This window comes from Candidatus Omnitrophota bacterium (assembly GCA_040755155.1).
GTDB lineage: Bacteria > Hinthialibacterota > Hinthialibacteria > Hinthialibacterales > Hinthialibacteraceae > JBFMBP01.
In genome coordinates this window covers 1-17,536 of the sequence record JBFMBP010000032.1, presented here as the reverse complement: position 1 = coordinate 17,536, position 17,536 = coordinate 1, and the positions used below count along the sequence as shown (strand labels likewise).

Here is a 17,536-nt window from a genome sequence, read left to right as displayed (position 1 = left end):
AGCGTCCGCCGTAAGATCGGCGCGGGAAGCCGTCCGCCGCTAAAGGAGTATCGAAGGAATGCGCATCGATAAGAAACGCCCCCCTCAAAACGCCGACGCTCAGACAGAAGAGAACAGCCTTTCGGAATCGCTTCGCCTGCTCGGCGGGGGAATGGCGACGCTGATTGACGAATTGCGCAAAATCCCCAAAGAAAAAATGAAGCATTATTTCATGGAATTGGAAAACATCCGAGGCTTTCTGGAGACGCTGGAATTCATCCGCGAAACGATGCCGGAAGAACGTCTTCATGAAACCATCCGCAATACGGTCAAATCGATCCGCAAAGCGTTTGAAAATATTCCGCGCGCCGCCGTCTCGCAGATGACCGCCGTTTCCGTCGATCCGGCTTGCGGTTTACCCGATTTTCTTTTCCGAGTCATGCGCCTGTTGGGTCCTACGATTCGCATCAACAAAAACCAGATGTCGGCTTGGATCGAAATCGATTCTGAAGAGGCCGCTTTTTTTACTCCCGAATGCGTTTTGGAAGGCTTGAAGCGGAAAAACGTCGTCCGCGGCGTCATGGAATCGCAGGTGCAGGAAATCTTCGAAACTTCGATATTCAACCAGGAAGTTCTCATCGCCAAAGGCAAGTCGCCCACGTTCGGGCAAGACGGGCGCATCGAATTCAAGATTCAAGTGGAAGACATGGGAAGAACCCCGAAAAAATTGCTAAGCGGACGCGTCTCTTTCAAAGACATCAAACTCTTCGATTATATCGCCCTTGGCAACGTGTTGGCGGAAAAAATACCGCCCGCGCCCGGAACTCCCGGCTATACCGTAACGGATCGGGTTTTGGCGCCGCCGGAAGCGCGGGAAGCCCAATTTCCCGATTGCGAATATACGAAGATTTCGGAGGATGGAAAAACGCTCCTCGCCACGGAAAATTGCTGCGTAACCAAGAAAGATGGACGCATTCTGCTCGAACCGTCCTTGATCGTATCCGGCAACGTCTCCTACGAAACGGGGAATCTGGATTCCCAGGTGGCCATCATCGTACAGAAGGACGTACTGCCGGATTTCCTCATTCGCTGCGAAAAAGACATTCATGTTCAAGGAACCGTAGAAGCCGCCCGGCTGGAAGCGAAAGGCAATATCGTCATCAAGGGCGGCGTGTTGGGCAAAGATAAAGCCTTGCTGGAAGCCAGCGGCGACATTTCGGCGCGATTTATCGCAAACGCGACGGCGACGAGTCTAAACCAAATCGTCGTGGAGTCGGAGATCATGAATTCCAAAATCTGGTCGGGCGGAAGAGTGATCGTCGCCGGCGCTCCGGGGCAGATCGTCGGGGGAGAAATCGACGCCGATGCGGATGTCGTAGCCGATACGATCGGATCGGAACTGGGAGTGAAAACCGTCATTCGCCTGGGCGGAAAAATCGAGGACTTATCGGCCTTGATCTTGGAAACGCAGCAGAAAATCGCCGAGCAGGAGGAGGCGATGGACAAATGCGGTCTGATCATCGATACTCTCAAGCAGCAAATCGCCCAATCTCCCGCCCCGCCGGAAGAGTTGAAGCAGGCCTTAGATCGCGCAAGGGACATGTCGCAGAAAATCCGCTATACTTACAACGATCTGATCGCCGAAAGCGACGGACTTCAAGTTCAATACGAAGAGAGTTTGAAGCGGACGCGCACGGTGCGGGCGCGCAAAAACATCATGCCCGGCGTGGTGATTCAGATTCAAGGGGCGGAACTGGCCGTCAAGAAGCCGACGGGTCCGGCGACCGTAGTCAAACAGGGGGACGAATTGGCTGTCTTTCCCTTCAAGGAAATCGACGCAAGCTGAACGGATAGAGGACATTCGCAACTATGGCAGTCGATAAATCCATTCTTAATTCCATTACCAACGCTCTCAAGGAGGAAACTCTCGTATCGGAGGAATCCATCCAAGCGTATCAGGAGGATATGCGTCTAGCCGAAAAAGAGCGGTTGCAAACAGGCCAAAAGCGCAAAGAACTGCTCGATTCCCTAAAAAAATCCGTTCAAAAAAAAGGCTCCGCCGCCGATAGCCGCGCCCTGGTCCGCGAAAAATACGTACGAATCATCCGCGACGGTTTGGCGTCTGAAGTGGAAGGGGCCGCCAATCGGCTTCAAATCGAGTTGCAAGCGCTCAAAATGAAAGGGAATTTTTCCAAAAAGGCGGAACAGACCGCCAAACTCTTTTTCGATTCGTTGAAAGTCTTCACCGAAAAAAAGAGTTTATTGGAGCAAATCGAAAAAAAATTGGATGCGGTTAAGGAAAACGGTAAAGAAGATCCTGCTCCGAAAACGAATGCCGAGGACAATCAAAACCTGATGAAAGCCCGCTTCCTCAACCTGGCGGCGTCGTTCCGCGCCAACCTTTGTCAATTGATGAATGAACTCCTTGCCCATTACGAATCGTTGGAAACTCAGATTCAAAACGATCTGGAGGAGGAAGATCGCGCCCGCTCTCTCTTTTACGGATGCATCTCCTCGATGGATGAAAACAAACGCCGCAAGGTTGTTAAATTATTTCAGACCAAGAGCCTGAACGGGGGGATTGAAATCCGCATCCATCTTTACAAAACCTTCGTCGAACAATTGGCGAGAAACGACGCGAACGTGGCGGCGAAGGTTCATAGCCTGGCCCGGAAGAAATCGTGGAGCTTGCTGAAGCAGGGCCGTTACCAGCAAGCGGCGGCGGAACTATGCTACGCCCTGCATTTATGGAAACAGGAACCGGAATCCTATCGCTTGCTGGCCAATGTTTTTCTTCGCATGAAGGACGAAAAAAAAGCCTTTACGGCCTTGAACGAAGTCCTGCGCTTATGTCCCGACGATATGGTCTTGCGCAAACGCATCGCCGCCTACTGGGCGAAATCGGGCGATTTTCGTCAAGCCGTCCGGGAATACCGCGAAATCCTCGAACGGCGGCCCGAAGACGACGCCGTTCGCCGCGAATTGGGTAAGTTATTGTACGAGAACAAAGCGTACGCCGAGGTTCCCGGATGCCTCGACCTCTATCTTCGCCGCAGACCGGAAGACGAAGAGTGCCTGAAATGGATCGGAATGTCCTGGATGATGACCGGGGATTGGCGGAGAGCTATTCCCAATTTGAAAACCGCCCTCGAACTTAGGCCGAACGATTTGGATTTGATTTTCAGTCTTTCCCGCGCCTATCGGAGCCTTGGCCAGTTGGACGAAGCGATTGGGATTCTTGAACAAGGTCTCCGCCAATCGCCGGATTCCGCCATGCTCTATTTGTCTCTCGGCTCGATTCGTCAAGAAAGCGAATCGTGGGAAGAAGCGGAAAAAATGTATCGCAAGGCCATGGATTTTCAGCCTCCCGCCGCCTCGCTGCTCCTGGCTCTGGGGAACGTTCAATCCGCAATGGGCAAATGGGAGGAAGCGATCGCTTCTTGGGAACAAGCGAATGGGATGGATGAAAATCGGAAAGACGTTCTTCTCGAATTGACCAAAGCGTTGCGGCGGCAAAGGAATTACGAACGCGCCGAAATCCTGTTGAAATCGGCGGTCGAACGCGATGGGAAAGAATTGGAGTATTGGCGGGAATTGGCGGCCGTTTACGCCGAAACCGGCCGGTGGGAAGCCGCTTCCGCCGTTTTGAAAAAAACGGCGGCGTTGTAAGGCAACAATGACCATCCTGCGGATTAATAATCCGCAGACAAGAGGGGCGCCATGTCAACATATCAAGTTCTTGTGGCCGATGACGACGTTTCCATTCGCAATCTGATTCAAAGATTGTGTCTGGAATTGAATTGGACGGTCGATCTCGCCGCCGATGGACAGGAGGCGTTGAAATATCTGGCGGAAAGGCCGCACCAGATTTTCGTAATCGACGTGAAAATGCCCGGTCCTTCCGGCATCGATTTGGCCCGCCGCATTCTGCAAATCGAAGAGGCGCCCGCTATTCTCATTCTGACCGGACATGCGGAAGTGGATATGGCGGTCCAGGCTATCAAAGAAGGCGTATACGACTACATCCAAAAGGACGTTGTCGAGATCGACGTTTTCAAACGGATTTTAGCGCGGGCGGCGGACTATCGCGAAAAACGTCTTTGGAGTATGCGCGCCCAGCGCGAACGCGAAAAGACGATCCTGGATATGGAAGCCGCCAACCGGCAATTTCAATCCATCTTGGAACTGAGCAGCGATTTGATTTTTATTCTCGACGCCCGGTCTCGCCAAATCCTGGACTGCAACGCGGAGGCGCGCCGCCGGTTGGGATTTGAACGCCAAGAATTGCTGGGTCTTAAGTTCTCGGCCATCGACCAAGACCTGGCCCAAGCAAAATGGGAAGAATCGCTGCGGACGGCGCTTTCGGAAAAGCCGCCGCTCCTCGAAATCGTTTTCTATGGAAAGGAAGGGATCTCCTTTCCCGTGGAAGTTTCTTTCGATTACGTCTGCCTGGATACCGGCGAGTTCATCGCCGTTGTGGCGCGCGATATCAGCGAGAGAAAAAAAGCGGAAACCATCCTGCAGGAGAGCGAAAACAAATACCGCACGTTATTCGAATCCTCGACGGACGCCTTAATGCTTTTAAGCAGCGGAGGATTTATCGATTGCAATAAACAAACTTTGGAGATGTTTGGTTTATCGAACAAGGAAGAATTTCTTCATGTTCATCCCGCCGATCTTTCCCCTCCTTTTCAATCCGATGGAGAGGATTCGCGGATGGCGGCGAATCGGAAAATCGCGGAAGCCTTCGAACGGGGATTTAATAAGTTCGAATGGATTCACCGCCGGAAGAATGGAGAAGATTTTTCCGCCGATGTCTGGTTGACTGCCTTTCAACTAGGAGGCGAAAGATTCCTCAATGCCACCGTGCGAGACATCACCGATTTGAAAAAAGCCGAAGAATCTCTTAGAGAACGGGAAGAAGTCTTAAGCAAAATCACCACTTCCGCCCAAGACGCCATCATCATGATAGACCACGAAGGAATTATCATCCTCTGGAATCCGTCGGCGGAAAGAATTTTCGGGTATTCCTCTCAAGAGGCGATGGGCAAGGAACTTCATACTCTTCTTGCGCCGCAATCGTATTATAAGGATTATCAAAGAGGATTTGCGTCTTTCCAAAAAACAGGAGAGGGCGCCGCGGTAGGGAAAACCCTAGAATTGACGGTTATCCATAAGAATGGAAGGCTTGTTCCCGTGGAACTCTCTCTCTCGGCGGTTTCTATCAAAAACCAATGGAACGCCATTGGAATTCTACGCGATATTTCGCAAAGAAAGCGGCACGAAGATAAAATTCTGCAGGCAAGACAGTTAGCGGAAACTCAGGCCGCCATGCTGCGGACGATTATCGAAACCATGGACGAAGGCGTCGTTGTTTCGGACGAGCGGCATGGCATCACGGAAGTCAACGATTTCTTTGTGCGTTTGGCCCAAACGCCCAAAGAATTTCTTATTGGAGCGGATTTGAACCGCGTGATCCGCGATATTTCCGGCTGCTCGCTTGCCCCTATTCTCGATCGATTCCGGAATAGCGAGGAATGGTATAGGACGAATCTCCAGGGAGAGATCGCGGGAAACAAAGTATTATTGTCTTTGCAGCCCATCTTTCATAATGGCGTTTTTCATGGCGCAATTTTAACGATCGTCGATATTTCGGAAATCGTATCGGACCGGGAAAAAGCGGAGGATGATATTCGCCGCAACAACGAGTTTTTCCTCAACGCGCACAAGGAAATGCATGCGCCATTGGATGGATTGTTGGAAATGGCCGATCAAGCCCTGACCGGCGCGATCGACGGCGATCAGCGCCTGTTTTTGGAAATGATCAAACAATGCGGAATCACCCTTAAAAATATTCTGGACGACGTAAAAAATCGTATTGAGCAGGAAATCCCCATGTCTTGATCCTGATATTTATCCATAATACCGTTTGCCCCTTGAAATGAGATATCCGATTTCTCGGAAATCTCCGTTTTCCTCAAAACAACGCCTCTTTTTCCGCTTCGACGGGTTGATTGCGCTGCCGCTTCGCCTCTTCGGCCATTTGGATCAAGGCGTCGAAAAGAGGGGTTAAATCCTTGTCATACAAAGCGGAGAATGGAATAGCGGGGGCGCAGATGCGCTCCAGGCGGCGAAGATCGATGGGATTCTCGACGGCGTCGCGTTTGTTAAGAATCGTGAGCATGGGTTTTTCCAGAGCGTTCAAGTCTTTCAAGGCGTCGGTTACGGCTTCGATGTGGCGTTCGGAGTTTTCGCTGGATGCGTCGAGGACGTGAAGCAGAACGTCCGCTTCCTCCACTTCCGCCAGCGTTGCGCGGAAAGCGCCCAACAGCGGCGGCGGCAGATTTTCGATGAAGCCGACGGTATCCGATAGGAGGATGCGTTCGCCGTTAGGCAGGCGCAGCCGCCGCGTCGTGGTGTCCAAGGTGCAGAAGAGCAGGTCTTTGGCGTCGACGCGAGATTTGGTGAGGCGGTTGAGAATGGTGGATTTTCCGGTGTTGGTATAGCCCACCAGCGCCGCTGATAGGGCGCCGCCGCGCTGGCGCGCCCGCCGCTGCACCCGGCCTACGGCGCGGCATTTTTCGTATTCGCTTTTCAACTTGCGGATGCGGTCGTCGATTTTGCGCCGGTCGACTTCCAGTTTGGTTTCGCCCGGCCCTCGTGTTCCGATGCCGCCCCCCAGGCGGGAGAGTTCCACGCCGCGGCCCGTGAGGCGCGGCTTCAGGTATTGCAACTGCGCCAATTCTACTTGAATCTTGCCGTCACGCGTTACGGCGTGTTGAGCGAAGATGTCCAGGATCAATTCGGAGCGGTCGATTACGCGGCGCCCCAGGATTTTTTCCAGGTTGCGTTGATGCACGGGCGAAAGGTCGCAGCCGAAGACGACGATATCGATCCCTCGGTTTTTCCCGCCGCGGCGCCCGGCGTCGATTTCCGGCGCTTGGCGGATATGATCGGCGATTTCCTCCACTTTGCCCTTACCGATAAGAGTAACGGCGTTGGGTTCGCGTAGATTCTGGGAAATCGTAAGGACCGTCGCCAATCCCGCCGTTTCGGCCAGACGCTTCATTTCTTCTTCCACGGCTTCGTGGTCGTCGTCGCGTTGATGGGGAAAACGAACGGTTACCAAAAGCGCGCGTTCGGCGAGTACGCTCTCGGCGTTGGCTTGGGCGTTATAAGATTCGATAGTCATAAACTCCTTCTAAAGCGGCGCAGCCGCATACCCTCTTCTATGAAATGCGCAGCTTATTATACTCGTTTATGATCCGCTATTGAAACGGACGGACGGGCGCCTCGCCCTTCCCTCCGTCTTCTATAAACGGCGCGCGCTTAGGGATGAGACGTTCCCCTTATTATTTTGTTAATAAATTGCTAGATTCATCTATTGTTCTTTGATAGGAACGCAGAGCGCGGCGGGAAGCCAGCCGCATGAAACTTGGAAGCATAGTTACGCCTTGGAGGTTGTTCAAGCCATGACGCCTGAAAGTCAGTCCTCCTCGCTCGGAAGAACCGCAGGCCGCAATGGATATTCGAATACGGAATCGGAAATTCCCTGGTTGACGATCGACGATGAGATTCGAAATTTGTTGAAGAAATCCCTGCAGGAAGATAAGGGGGGCGGCGACGTGACCACGATGGCCACGATTTCTCCCAACAAACTCGGCTCCGCGAAAGTCGTCGTAAAACAAACCGGCGTGATGTGCGGCTGTCCCTTGTTTGTAGAGGTCTACCGGCTGGTCAACGAGAACGTGAAGGTGAATTGTTGGGCGCGGGAAGGCCAGACGCTTTCGGCGGGACGGACTGTTTTTACGCTGGAAGGGCCGCTGGGAGCGATTCTCACCGGCGAACGGGTGGCGCTGAACTTGTTGTGCATGTTGTCGGGAATCGCCACCACGACGTCGGAGCACGTGCGGGCTGTGCGCCATACCAAAGCCCGCATCGCCGATACGCGAAAAACTACTCCCATGCTGCGGCGGCTGGAAAAATACGCCGTCTGGGTCGGCGGCGGCATCAATCATCGGATGGGACTGTACGATATGGTTTTAGTGAAAGATAACCATATCGACAGCTGCGGCGGGATTCTCAAGGCGGTAAACGCCGTCAAAAACCGTTGGGGGAATACGTTCCTGATCGAAGTGGAAACTCGCAACCTGGAGGAAGTAAAGGAAGCGTTGCAGGCGGGCGTGGATCGGATCATGCTGGACAATATGGAAATCGACACCATGACGGAAGCGGTAAAGATCATCGAAGGGCGCGCGGAAACGGAAGCATCCGGCGGCGTGAATTTGAATACGGTCTCTTTCATCGCGGAAACCGGCGTCGATTATATATCCATCGGAGGCTTGACTCATTCCACGAAATGGCTCGATTTTTCCATGATTATCGACAAGCATCTCACGGAAATCCGTCACGGGAATCATGATTGAAGAAGAATAGGGATATTCTCTCGCAACAGCTTGCCCGAATGAAGAGAAATCCTTATTTTTAAGCCCTGAAAGGGCGAAATAAGATAGCCCAGGCCATCGGCCTGGGAACAGGATCGACAAAAACCTTAAGCCCTGAAAGGGCGAAATAATAAATTCGTATTTCTTCTCTTCATACGGCTAAATAGTTGCATTCTCGCGAGAAGACGGCGTTTGAAACAGCTGGCGCACAATCGCGTCAGGGGCCGAACGGCGGATTTTATGCAAGAAGGATCATGCAAAAAACATCGAGAAGGCGCGAGGTTTTCTCTTTCTTATCGTCGGAATAATGGATAAGAGAGTCGGGAGTTCGAACATGGAAAGCCATATTAAAATCGTCGCCGTCTGCCATATTATTTTAGGCGTTTTAGGTATACTTTTCGCCTTTTTGTTTCTGGCCTTAATGGGAGGCGCCGCGCTGATCGTCGGCGTGGAAACCGGAATAAACGATTCGGCGCTTCCTTTGTCGCTTATGGCGATTGTGGGTTTGATATTCAGCGGCTATATCTTTTTGAGTTCCATTCCCGGCGTGATTGCAGGGATTGGTTTGTTAAAATACGCCGGATGGGCGCGGGTTCTTACTATTATCATTTCGATTTTGTATATTCCCGTCCACTTTCCCTTCGGCACGCTGTTGGGCATTTACAGCTTATGGGTCTTGTTTTCCTCGGAATCTTCCCGTTTGTTCGAACGCGCCCAAACCGCCGGATCGGAGCATCCGGGCGGAGGAGGGACGGCGTAAGCCATTCGTTTCTTAGTATTCCGATGAAATTCGCCGAGACATGGCTAGCGCTTCTTCTGCTTCCGGAAAAAGGCCTTTCTTTTGGCATACGCGGGAAAGGTTGGTATAGGCCAAAGGATCGTTGGAACTGAGTTCCACGGAATGTTGGGCGGCATCCAAGGCTTTGTCCAAATCCTGCAAACGCTGATAAGCCATGGAGATCGCCAAATAAATCTCGCCGTCGTTGGCATCGATTTCGAGGGCTTTATTGAATTCTTCGATCGCCTCTTCCAGGTTTCCCTGTCCGTAAAGGTCGAGTCCTTTGTAGTAGATATCCCGTTTCGATGGCATGATTCCTCCGAAATCAACGAATGGGCGGTCGAATCGGCTCGCCAACGCTGCTGGAGCGATTCTATCCGCGTCTCTTGCGAATGTTATCATTCGGCGTTTTTACAGTGTAGCCTATTCTTCACCTTCCGCCAGCGCGGCGAGACGATTGTGGCGGGCTGGGTTTTACTTGCTGAACCGCGTTTTTCGGATCACTAGAGGATGTCATCGTTTCTGGGCATGGATTGAAACGCGCTTACTCTATCCGGTCCATCCAATAGCCCGGTCTCCGGCGGTCATGCTCAATGGAGATAATAAAGATGTAATCCGGGTATTCGTAATAGAATATGGAATAGGGGAAACGTTTGAGGTGAAATTTTCGAATCGCGCTAGCCGTGTAAGAAATGGGAACCCCAATTCTGGGATTGCGGGTAATGATGTCTTCCGCATCGAGAATGGCTTGCTTGAATTCTTCTCCAAAGCTTGTTCTTTGTTCTGCGTAATAGCGGGCGGATTGCCCGATCTCCTGCAGTGCTTCTTCGTGGTAGATAAAAGGCTTCAAGATTATTTGCGTGCGCCCTTTATGCAAGCGTCAAGGTATTGATGTACTTTCTCGGCGGGAATTCCTTTAGCCTTTCCAGATTCGTATTCGGCAAGCCGCCGTTCAGACTCTCGGCCCCAGGCTTCTTCGATCTCAGCGCGTTCTTCCGCGCTCAGGTTATCTTCATCGGTTTTTCGTAAAGGAATCATTAGAACTCGGCCTTTCTTTTCCTCGTCATCATTATAGCCCAAAAACCAGAAACATTCAGTCCACGATCTATTGGAAATCATATTCTCCAAACGGATTGTCGTCCGGCTTGAAAGCGTTGTGACGGCGTACGCGCTCCAGGATTTCGCGTACGGCTTCCCCGCCTAAAGCATTTATGCCCACGGTCAAGAAAATTTGTCCGGCTGGCAGTTCCTTCCGAAATTCATCGTCTTATCGCCGGATTTTGCCGGTAGAGGCTTCCCCGTACTCACTGGATGTTTCCTCGTCCTCATCAGTTTTCATTTCTCGCCATCACGCGCGGCGAGACGGTTAGGCGGAGGTTTCCGATTGGGCGGTTTCGGGGATGCAGTCGGGAAAAATAACCGTGAACCTTGCGCCTTGGCCATTGCCGGATTCCAACTCGATTCGTCCTCCCAATAATTGCGTCAGTTCTTTCGTAATCGCCAATCCCAAACCGAAACCCTCGCCCTTTTCCGCATTTTCGCCTTGGCTGAATTCCTGGAATATTTTTTCTTGTTCATCTAATTTGATTCCGGGACCGGTATCTTCGATGGTGATGGAGACGCCTGCGTCTTCAAAGCGGTTCACCGATAGTTCCACGTATCCCTTTTCCGTGAATTTAATGGAATTGGCCAATAAATTTTGGAGAATAAGATAGAGTTTGTCCCGATCGGACGAAATGATGGGCGTAGAGGGATCGGAATGGATGCTGAGCAGCAGGTTTTTGTTTTCCGCCAAGGGGTAAACGTTTTCCGCCACCTCGTCTAGAAGATTATCAAGAGGAAATTCGCTCTTTTCCACTTTCACGCCGCCGCTTTCCAGGCGGGAAAGATGCAAGATTCCGTCGATGAGTTTGAGAAGAACATCCACATTGCGCTCCACGGAGGTCATGGCGTCGCGCTGCCGTTTCGTTACCTCCCCATAGACGCCGTCGGAGAGCAGAGTGCATGCGCCGAGTATACTGTTAAGCGGGGTTCTCAAATCGTGAGAAAGGCGGGAATACAGCCTGTTCTTCTGTTCTTGCAAAAGGTTGAGGCTGCGGTTGGATTCCTGAAGTTGCAACGCCGTCTTTTGATATTCTTGGGAATGGCGTTCGATGCGTTCGATATAGGAAGACCTTTCCTTTTCATGATGTCGCATTAATGCGGCGGATAAGATGGCGAACGGAATCACGACAATGAGAAAAAGGACGAATCCCCAATAGAGAATGAAAGAAGAGTGCTCCGTAAGCCGCTTTTCAACAGCCGATTCGAATTGATGGACGCCGATTAACCAGGCTTCGCCGCCAATTTCGATGCGGCGGAATTCGACCAATTGATCTCCGTTGGGGCTTTTTAAGCGGCCGGCGATTTTGGCGATTCGAGGAGAATCCAAAAATTGGGCGATAGTAATGTTCCCTTTTTCGTCGAAATCTTCTTCCTCGTCGTCGAAAGGCGTAACTTGGTAATTTTTCATGCTGAGAATATCCCCATCCGACTGGCAATCCGGCGATGCGCGCAGATTGGATCCGGCGTCTACTACGCAGATGTATCCATCGCCGGGAATCTTGATGCTTAATAAATAGCGGCGGATATTCTCCAACCATTCGTCCTGAGTGGAGTAAATAGTTCGCGATTCTTGAAAATACCTTTCAAACCATAGAGAAATGGCGTCGTTATCCCGCATGACCTGATGGAAAAGGATAAGGCGAAATTCATGAACGATTTTATAGCCGGTTATGGGCAGGCCAATGGACAGAAAAAGAGCGAGAGCGGCGATAATCAGCCCAAATATGCGCCGATACGCCGAGTCGTGATTTACGTCTCCATTCGCGCCTGGTTGCATGGTATTCTGTTCTTGGGAATTCGTAATCTCGGACGAGTTTTTCTTATTTCGCCCGCCGAAAATGCCGGGCGATTTGTCTCCATCGAATCTCCGTTAAACCGATCGCGGAATCCCCGGATGGGATAACATCCTCCGATGAATAGAATTACTATCGAAATTGGATAGATCGAACTCCGAATTGACGATCAATCCCTTCCATTATAACGGTCTTTTGGAGCGATAGTTTTGCAACCGGCAGGGGTATTCTGTCGAAGATGATCGGCCTTGTCAATCGCAAAATGGAAATGCGTCAGGAGAAAAAATTCGATCCTCATTCGCCATTCGCCTTAGGATAGCGAGAATCTTATATGAATAAGAAGAGTTTTTGTCCTATTAGCTTATTGTTTCTTCTGGCCTTTACTCTGCGTTTCGCCGGATTGTCAAGCAATCCCCCTGGTTTCTTTCGGGATGAAGCGGACAAAGGATACACTTCGTACTCTCTGATGAAGACGGGGATGGATCAAGCGGGAAAGCATTGGCCGCTTTTCGTTCGTTCGTTGAACGTAACGACCTCCTCCATGTATCAATACCTGGACATCCCCTTCATCGCGGGATTGGGAATGACGGAGACGGCGGTACGGCTGCCCGCATGTTTTGCGGGTTCGTTGTCCGTTTTGGCAGTTTATCTCTTAGCGCGGAAATGGTGGAACTCCGGAACGGCGTTTTGGGCGGGTTTGTTCGTTTGCTTCTCGCCGTGGAGCCTATTGTTGAGCCGCTGGGCCAATCAATCGATTCTCTTGACGCTCTGGATTCCGCTGGGAGTTTATTTTCTAATGCTGGGAAGGGAAGACGGCGTTCCCCGCGTCCGCGACTCGCTATTGTCGGCGTTTTGCCTGCTCGCCGCTCTATACACCTATGAACCTGCGCAACTTTTCATTCCTGTTTTTTCTTTTTTCGCATGGGCGAGCTTACTCTCCCGGCAGATGTTTGTCCGAGATCGGCGAGCCGCTTTTTTATGGGCGATGGGCGCCTTCTGGCTTTTATTCGCCGCGGGATCGATTCCCCTGCTTCATCATCTACTCTATCAACCCGACGAAAGCGCCGCCCGTTTTTCCCGCATCGGCATCTTCGACGGCCAGCCTTTCTATTCCGCCATGATGGAATTCCTGCGCAATTACGCGGCGCATTTATCTCCGAGTTTTTTGTTTTGGAGCGGCGACGCCAACCTGCGTCATCATTCCCGGATGTTCGGCCAAATTCATTTGTATCTCATTCCATTGATCTTCATTGGACTTCCTCAGGCATTGCGCCAGCGTAATGCAAAAGACCGGATTCTTCTCGCATGGCTGCTCTGTTTTCCCTTGGCGGCCGCCTGCACGCGAGAAAGTATTCCTCACGCCTTGCGCAGCGTTTTCGCCGTCCCTATTCTTCAACTCTTGGCCGCAAATGGGCTTCATGCTTTGCAGGAAAATCTTCCTTGGCTTATCGCTAAATTGGGCGAAACTCGCGTGCATTTTTGGCGGCGCGCAGGAATTGCCGTTATGGCTGTCTGCGTAAGCCTGCATCTCGCCGATTTCTTTTTCCGCTATCCCCGCTACTCTGCGGAATATTGGGAATACGGCTATCGTAATGTGGTCGATTGGTGGAAAACGCATCATTCGGAAGCGGATGGAACCGTCGTAACCGGTCTCGCGGAATATCCCTATATCTTCTTTTTATTTTATAATGAATATCCCCCGGATCGCTGGATCGCGGAGCAGCGCGTCGAAGGAGTAACCTTTCTCCCATTAGGCGAATCCGCCGACGCTCATTTGCAAGAAAGAGAAGGACGGTTTCTCTACCTTGTCCGGCCTATGGAATTGAACCAAATTCAACCGGAGAAAGTCGTTTTGGACCCCTATAAAACGGCGCATTGGAAATGGACGGCCTGGGGAAAGAGATTGGCGCCGGTTCCATAAAGCAGTAGCCAGCCGTCTTCGTAAGGTGAAAAATATTACGATCGCTGTTTCATAGAGTAAAAATAATTATAACGTAGATTGATTTTTAATCGGATTTCTTATCCTCCAAGAGAATGCAGCATGGCTGGACAAGCGATGAGTTTGAAAGAGTAGTGGAGGGAGATTAGGCGGATAATGCTGTAATTCCCATATTTTTAGTGGAAAGGTTTTGCTATAATTCATATTAATCAAGGGAAAGTCGAGTGAAGATCATGAGCGCGAAAGAGATTAACGAACGCAAGTTTAGGGAAATGATTAAGTATATTTCCATGCGATCGCTTGAGGACAAGTATTTTGGAGCGACGAAGTTGAATAAGATTTTGTTCTATTGCGATTTTATCGCCTATAAGGATTTTGGGGAGTCGATATCCGGAAGCGGATATCGTAAAGGGCATTACGGTCCCGCGCCAAATACGATTCCCAAAGTTTTGAAAACGATGATCGAAGAAAAAGAGATGATCGAGGTTCCACGTCCATTCGGCAGTTATATGCAAAGGAAACCAGTCGCTTTGCAAGTTCCCGATTTGGATATGTTCTCTCCAAAAGAGATCAGTTTGATTGACGGCGTGATCGAACAATTCGCGGGGATGAGCGCCTCGGATGTGAGCGATTTGTCGCATGAGTTTATTGGATGGCAGGCGGCGCGAATGGGCGAGGATATTCCTTACGAGACCGTTTTGCTGGAGGAGCATGAAATAACGGAAGAAGAAAAGGAATACGGAAGGTCATTGATGGGAATGGCCGAAGAGATGCTGGCCCGATGAAGTATAATCCGCCAAGAATTGTCATTCGATCCGAATTGTTCGAAGAGCATTACTTGCATTTAAAGAACGAAGGTACGCATCGGATTGAAGAATGGATAGAAGGATGCGAGTATTCATTGCCGCGATCGCCGAAAAAAGGAGAATTGATTGCGGCGCATAAAGGGAAAGAGATTTTAGCGAACAAGTATTTCGATATGGCGAATAAGCGTTATATTTTGATTTATCATACTTACGATGACGAGAAGGTGATATTTTTAGATATCAGGGAAGGGGAGAAGCAGGCGTAAGCGGTTAGAAACTATGAAGACGAGGGGCGATTTTGGGCGAGATCGCCCCTCTTAGTTTTTTGATGCGGGAAGTTTTTGCTGCGGAAGAATCGGAATCGCTTCGCGGCGGGAAAGGAATACTTTTAATGGATGTTCGACGAATCGCTCAGGAGATGCGTCCGGTCGTTTATCAGGCCGGATATATCGCCATGAGCCACTTCCGCCACGTGAAGGCGGAACGCAAAGCGGACGAGAGTTACGTTACGGCAGCCGACCGCGACGTAGAGAACTTTCTGCGGGAAGAAATCCAGCGCCGATATCCCGATCACGGTTTTTTCGGCGAGGAATCGGGACAACATCGGATGGAAGAACCGGAATACGTATGGGCGATCGATCCTATCGACGGGACGGCGCCGTTCGTATTCGACATGCCCATCTGGGCGGTTTCAGTAGGACTATTGCGGCGAGACCACGCCGCCGTGGGCTTCGTTTATCTCCCCGTCTTGGATGAAATGTACTGGGCGTTCGATGGGGGAGCGGCATTCGTCAACAATCGTGAGATTCGCGTTTGCGAGCCGGTAGAGATGACGGAAAAAACGACGATCATGGCGCCTTCCGCCGCGCTTAACGGCTTGACTACAACGTTTCAAGGGAGAAGTTTGAGTTTTGGTTCCGCCGCCGCCCATATCTGCTATGTCGCGCGGGGAAAAATTCATGGCGGCGTCATCGAATCTATCCGCCTGTACGATATCGCCGCCGCTGCGTTAATCTTGAAACAGGCGGATGGCGTCATGCGATATCTATCAGGCAAAGAAGTCGATCTATGGGAATTGATCGACGGACGCAAGATTGCCGAACCGTTCGTTTTCGGCCATCCCCATAACGCTGAGCAATTGCGGGCGATAATATCGAAAAAGGCGAAAGATTAAAGCGAGTATCTCGCGCCGCTTCCTGGAAAAGGCGGAGATGCGTTATTCTTTGGTAAAATCGAAAACAACCTATTGCAAAAAGAAAGGAAAGAAGATGAGAAAAACATTATTTTATGCAGCGTTATTTGGAATCGCCGCCAGCCTGTTTATCCAAGCGCCGGGAGCGCAGGAGGTTCGACGTTTGTCCGTCAAGGATTATCAGGACAAAATGAAAGCGGGTTGGATCGGCCAAATGGCGGGCGTGGGCTGGGGCGGTCCGACCGAATTTAATTGGAAAAGCGAAATCATCCCCGCGGATAAAATGCCCAAGTGGGAGCCGAAACTCATTAACCAATTCGATCAGGATGACATCTACGTGGAGATGACGTTCCTGCGCAGTTTGGAACTCTATGGTTTAGACGTCTCCATCCGCCAGGCGGGTATCGACTTCGCCAATAGCGGCTACCCGCTCTGGCACGCCAACCAGGCTGGGCGCGACAATCTGCGCAACGGAATCGCGCCGCCCGATTCGGGACATCCGCAATTCAATAAGCACGCCGACGATATCGACTATCAGATCGAAGCCGATTTTTCCGGCCTGATCGCGCCGGGAATGCCGAATACGGCCATTCAACTGGGCGAGGTTTTTGGCAGGCTGATGAATTACGGCGACGGCCTCTACGGCGGGCAGTTCGTCGGCGGCATGTATGCAGAGGCGTTCTTCGAGACGGATATCGAAAAGATCGTCCAGGCGGGATTGCGCTGCATCCCCGAAAAAAGCCAATACGCCGAAACCATCCGCGACGTCGTAAAATGGCATAAGGAAAATCCCGATAATTGGGAAAAAACCTGGAATCTCATCAACGAGAAATATCAACTCAATCCCGATTACCGCCGCTTCTCCTGCGAGTTTAAAGACGCTTTCAATATCGACGCCAAGATCAACGGCGCCTATATCGTTATGGGCTTGCTTTACGGCGGCGGCGATTTAGACAAGACCATCGTCATTGCGACGCGTTGCGGTCAGGATTCCGACTGCAACCCCTCCAATGCGGGCGGGATTCTATTCACAACCGTCGGCTTCTCCAAACTGCCCAAGCGCTTCATATCGGCGTTGAACGAAGAGAACCATTTCAGCCACACGGCCTATAACTTCCCCAAGCTGATCGCCGTCAGCGAAAAACTCGTGCGCCAGGCGGTGGAGAAGAGCGGTGGCAAGATTGAAAAAGACGCCAAGGGAGAAGAAATATTCGTAATTCCAGTTCAGAAACCGAAGCCAAGCGCCTTCGAACAGTGCTGGGAACCAGGACCCGCCGCCAACAGCAAGTTCACGGATGAGGAAAAGGTGAAGATTAAAGTGGAAAGCAAATAAACGGGATTTATACCAATCTGAGTTAAAATTGCAGCTTATATATTCCCTCGCCCTTTGGGAGAGGGTTAGGGTGAGGGAAATATAAGCCTAATAATATCAACCCTCACCTAACCTCTCCCAATCTTGGGAGAGGAATTTTGAAAACAACAATCTCAATGCATGTTGGTA

Annotated in this window: 15 protein-coding genes; 10 read left to right on the top strand and 5 right to left on the bottom strand. The window is 51.0% G+C overall.

Translation table 11 applies throughout. The features are described from left to right. Positions 1–58: 58 nt before the first annotated feature. From AB1656_03760 to AB1656_03750, 3 genes are read left to right on the top strand one after another with little or no spacing between them, the layout of a single operon-like run. Positions 59–1,825: a FapA family protein gene (locus tag AB1656_03760; protein ID MEW6234479.1), complete on the top strand. Its 1,767-nt coding sequence runs from the start codon at positions 59–61 to the stop codon at positions 1,823–1,825. Positions 1,826–1,848: 23 nt separating this feature from the next. Continuing rightward, positions 1,849–3,648, top strand: a complete 1,800-nt coding sequence (locus AB1656_03755; GenBank protein ID MEW6234478.1) for a tetratricopeptide repeat protein — start codon at positions 1,849–1,851, stop codon at positions 3,646–3,648. A gap of 51 nt (positions 3,649–3,699) precedes the next feature. Beyond that, positions 3,700–5,883 (top strand): PAS domain S-box protein, encoded by a 2,184-nt coding sequence (locus AB1656_03750; protein ID MEW6234477.1) that lies wholly within the window; start codon positions 3,700–3,702, stop codon positions 5,881–5,883. Between the two features lie 73 nt (positions 5,884–5,956). On the opposite strand, the gene hflX is transcribed toward AB1656_03750, so the two are convergent. Continuing rightward, entirely contained in the window at positions 5,957–7,171 is a 1,215-nt protein-coding gene (gene hflX, locus AB1656_03745; protein ID MEW6234476.1) for a GTPase HflX, read from the bottom strand. Between the two features lie 280 nt (positions 7,172–7,451). Here hflX and nadC point away from each other — a divergent pair, with 280 nt between their 5' ends. Both nadC and AB1656_03735 read left to right on the top strand, forming a co-directional pair. After that, positions 7,452–8,405, top strand: a complete 954-nt coding sequence (gene nadC, locus AB1656_03740; GenBank protein ID MEW6234475.1) for a carboxylating nicotinate-nucleotide diphosphorylase — start codon at positions 7,452–7,454, stop codon at positions 8,403–8,405. A 352-nt stretch (positions 8,406–8,757) separates the two neighbouring features. Further along, the gene (locus AB1656_03735; GenBank protein MEW6234474.1) at positions 8,758–9,183 is read left to right on the top strand and encodes a hypothetical protein; all 426 of its coding nucleotides are present in this window, start codon (positions 8,758–8,760) and stop codon (positions 9,181–9,183) included. A 12-nt stretch (positions 9,184–9,195) separates the two neighbouring features. Here AB1656_03735 and AB1656_03730 read toward each other — a convergent pair whose 3' ends face one another. From AB1656_03730 to AB1656_03715, 4 genes are all read right to left on the bottom strand, one after another. Continuing rightward, positions 9,196–9,513: a tetratricopeptide repeat protein gene (locus AB1656_03730; GenBank protein MEW6234473.1), complete on the bottom strand. Its 318-nt coding sequence runs from the start codon at positions 9,511–9,513 to the stop codon at positions 9,196–9,198. Positions 9,514–9,745: 232 nt separating this feature from the next. Beyond that, positions 9,746–10,051, bottom strand: a complete 306-nt coding sequence (locus AB1656_03725) for a type II toxin-antitoxin system RelE/ParE family toxin (GenBank protein MEW6234472.1) — start codon at positions 10,049–10,051, stop codon at positions 9,746–9,748. A gap of 2 nt (positions 10,052–10,053) precedes the next feature. Beyond that, entirely contained in the window at positions 10,054–10,239 is a 186-nt protein-coding gene (locus tag AB1656_03720; protein MEW6234471.1) for an addiction module protein, read from the bottom strand. A 328-nt stretch (positions 10,240–10,567) separates the two neighbouring features. Next, complete coding sequence (locus AB1656_03715) at positions 10,568–12,082, bottom strand: HAMP domain-containing sensor histidine kinase (protein ID MEW6234470.1); 1,515 nt, start codon at positions 12,080–12,082, stop codon at positions 10,568–10,570. A 347-nt stretch (positions 12,083–12,429) separates the two neighbouring features. On the opposite strand from AB1656_03715, the gene AB1656_03710 reads away from it, so the two are divergent. From AB1656_03710 to AB1656_03690, 5 genes are all read left to right on the top strand, one after another. Continuing rightward, positions 12,430–14,019: a phospholipid carrier-dependent glycosyltransferase gene (locus tag AB1656_03710; protein ID MEW6234469.1), complete on the top strand. Its 1,590-nt coding sequence runs from the start codon at positions 12,430–12,432 to the stop codon at positions 14,017–14,019. A gap of 251 nt (positions 14,020–14,270) precedes the next feature. Beyond that, positions 14,271–14,822 (top strand): Panacea domain-containing protein, encoded by a 552-nt coding sequence (locus AB1656_03705; GenBank protein ID MEW6234468.1) that lies wholly within the window; start codon positions 14,271–14,273, stop codon positions 14,820–14,822. Beyond that, positions 14,819–15,109: a hypothetical protein gene (locus tag AB1656_03700; GenBank protein MEW6234467.1), complete on the top strand. Its 291-nt coding sequence runs from the start codon at positions 14,819–14,821 to the stop codon at positions 15,107–15,109. The genes AB1656_03705 and AB1656_03700 overlap by 4 nt, the downstream gene beginning before the upstream one ends. A gap of 125 nt (positions 15,110–15,234) precedes the next feature. Then, positions 15,235–16,017 carry an inositol monophosphatase gene (locus AB1656_03695; GenBank protein ID MEW6234466.1) on the top strand — a complete coding sequence of 261 codons (783 nt, stop codon included), beginning with the start codon at positions 15,235–15,237 and terminating at the stop codon, positions 16,015–16,017. A 94-nt stretch (positions 16,018–16,111) separates the two neighbouring features. Continuing rightward, positions 16,112–17,368, top strand: coding sequence for an ADP-ribosylglycohydrolase family protein (locus AB1656_03690; GenBank protein MEW6234465.1), 1,257 nt, complete (start codon positions 16,112–16,114; stop codon positions 17,366–17,368). The last annotated feature ends 168 nt before the right edge of the window (positions 17,369–17,536 follow it).

Bases quoted from the DNA above. Each gene is read 5' to 3' on its own strand.
- AB1656_03750 (MEW6234477.1), top strand. From the start codon at position 3,700: ATGTCAACATATCAAGTTCTTGTGGCCGATGACGACGTTTCCATTCGC.
- AB1656_03735 (MEW6234474.1), top strand. From the start codon at position 8,758: ATGGAAAGCCATATTAAAATCGTCGCCGTCTGCCATATTATTTTAGGC.
- nadC (MEW6234475.1), top strand. From the start codon at position 7,452: ATGACGCCTGAAAGTCAGTCCTCCTCGCTCGGAAGAACCGCAGGCCGC.
- AB1656_03705 (MEW6234468.1), top strand. From the start codon at position 14,271: ATGAGCGCGAAAGAGATTAACGAACGCAAGTTTAGGGAAATGATTAAG.
- AB1656_03755 (MEW6234478.1), top strand. From the start codon at position 1,849: ATGGCAGTCGATAAATCCATTCTTAATTCCATTACCAACGCTCTCAAG.
- AB1656_03720 (MEW6234471.1), bottom strand. From the start codon at position 10,239: ATGATTCCTTTACGAAAAACCGATGAAGATAACCTGAGCGCGGAAGAA.
- AB1656_03710 (MEW6234469.1), top strand. From the start codon at position 12,430: ATGAATAAGAAGAGTTTTTGTCCTATTAGCTTATTGTTTCTTCTGGCC.
- AB1656_03715 (MEW6234470.1), bottom strand. From the start codon at position 12,082: ATGCAACCAGGCGCGAATGGAGACGTAAATCACGACTCGGCGTATCGG.
- hflX (MEW6234476.1), bottom strand. From the start codon at position 7,171: ATGACTATCGAATCTTATAACGCCCAAGCCAACGCCGAGAGCGTACTC.
- AB1656_03760 (MEW6234479.1), top strand. From the start codon at position 59: ATGCGCATCGATAAGAAACGCCCCCCTCAAAACGCCGACGCTCAGACA.
- AB1656_03695 (MEW6234466.1), top strand. From the start codon at position 15,235: ATGGATGTTCGACGAATCGCTCAGGAGATGCGTCCGGTCGTTTATCAG.
- AB1656_03690 (MEW6234465.1), top strand. From the start codon at position 16,112: ATGAGAAAAACATTATTTTATGCAGCGTTATTTGGAATCGCCGCCAGC.
- AB1656_03700 (MEW6234467.1), top strand. From the start codon at position 14,819: ATGAAGTATAATCCGCCAAGAATTGTCATTCGATCCGAATTGTTCGAA.
- AB1656_03730 (MEW6234473.1), bottom strand. From the start codon at position 9,513: ATGCCATCGAAACGGGATATCTACTACAAAGGACTCGACCTTTACGGA.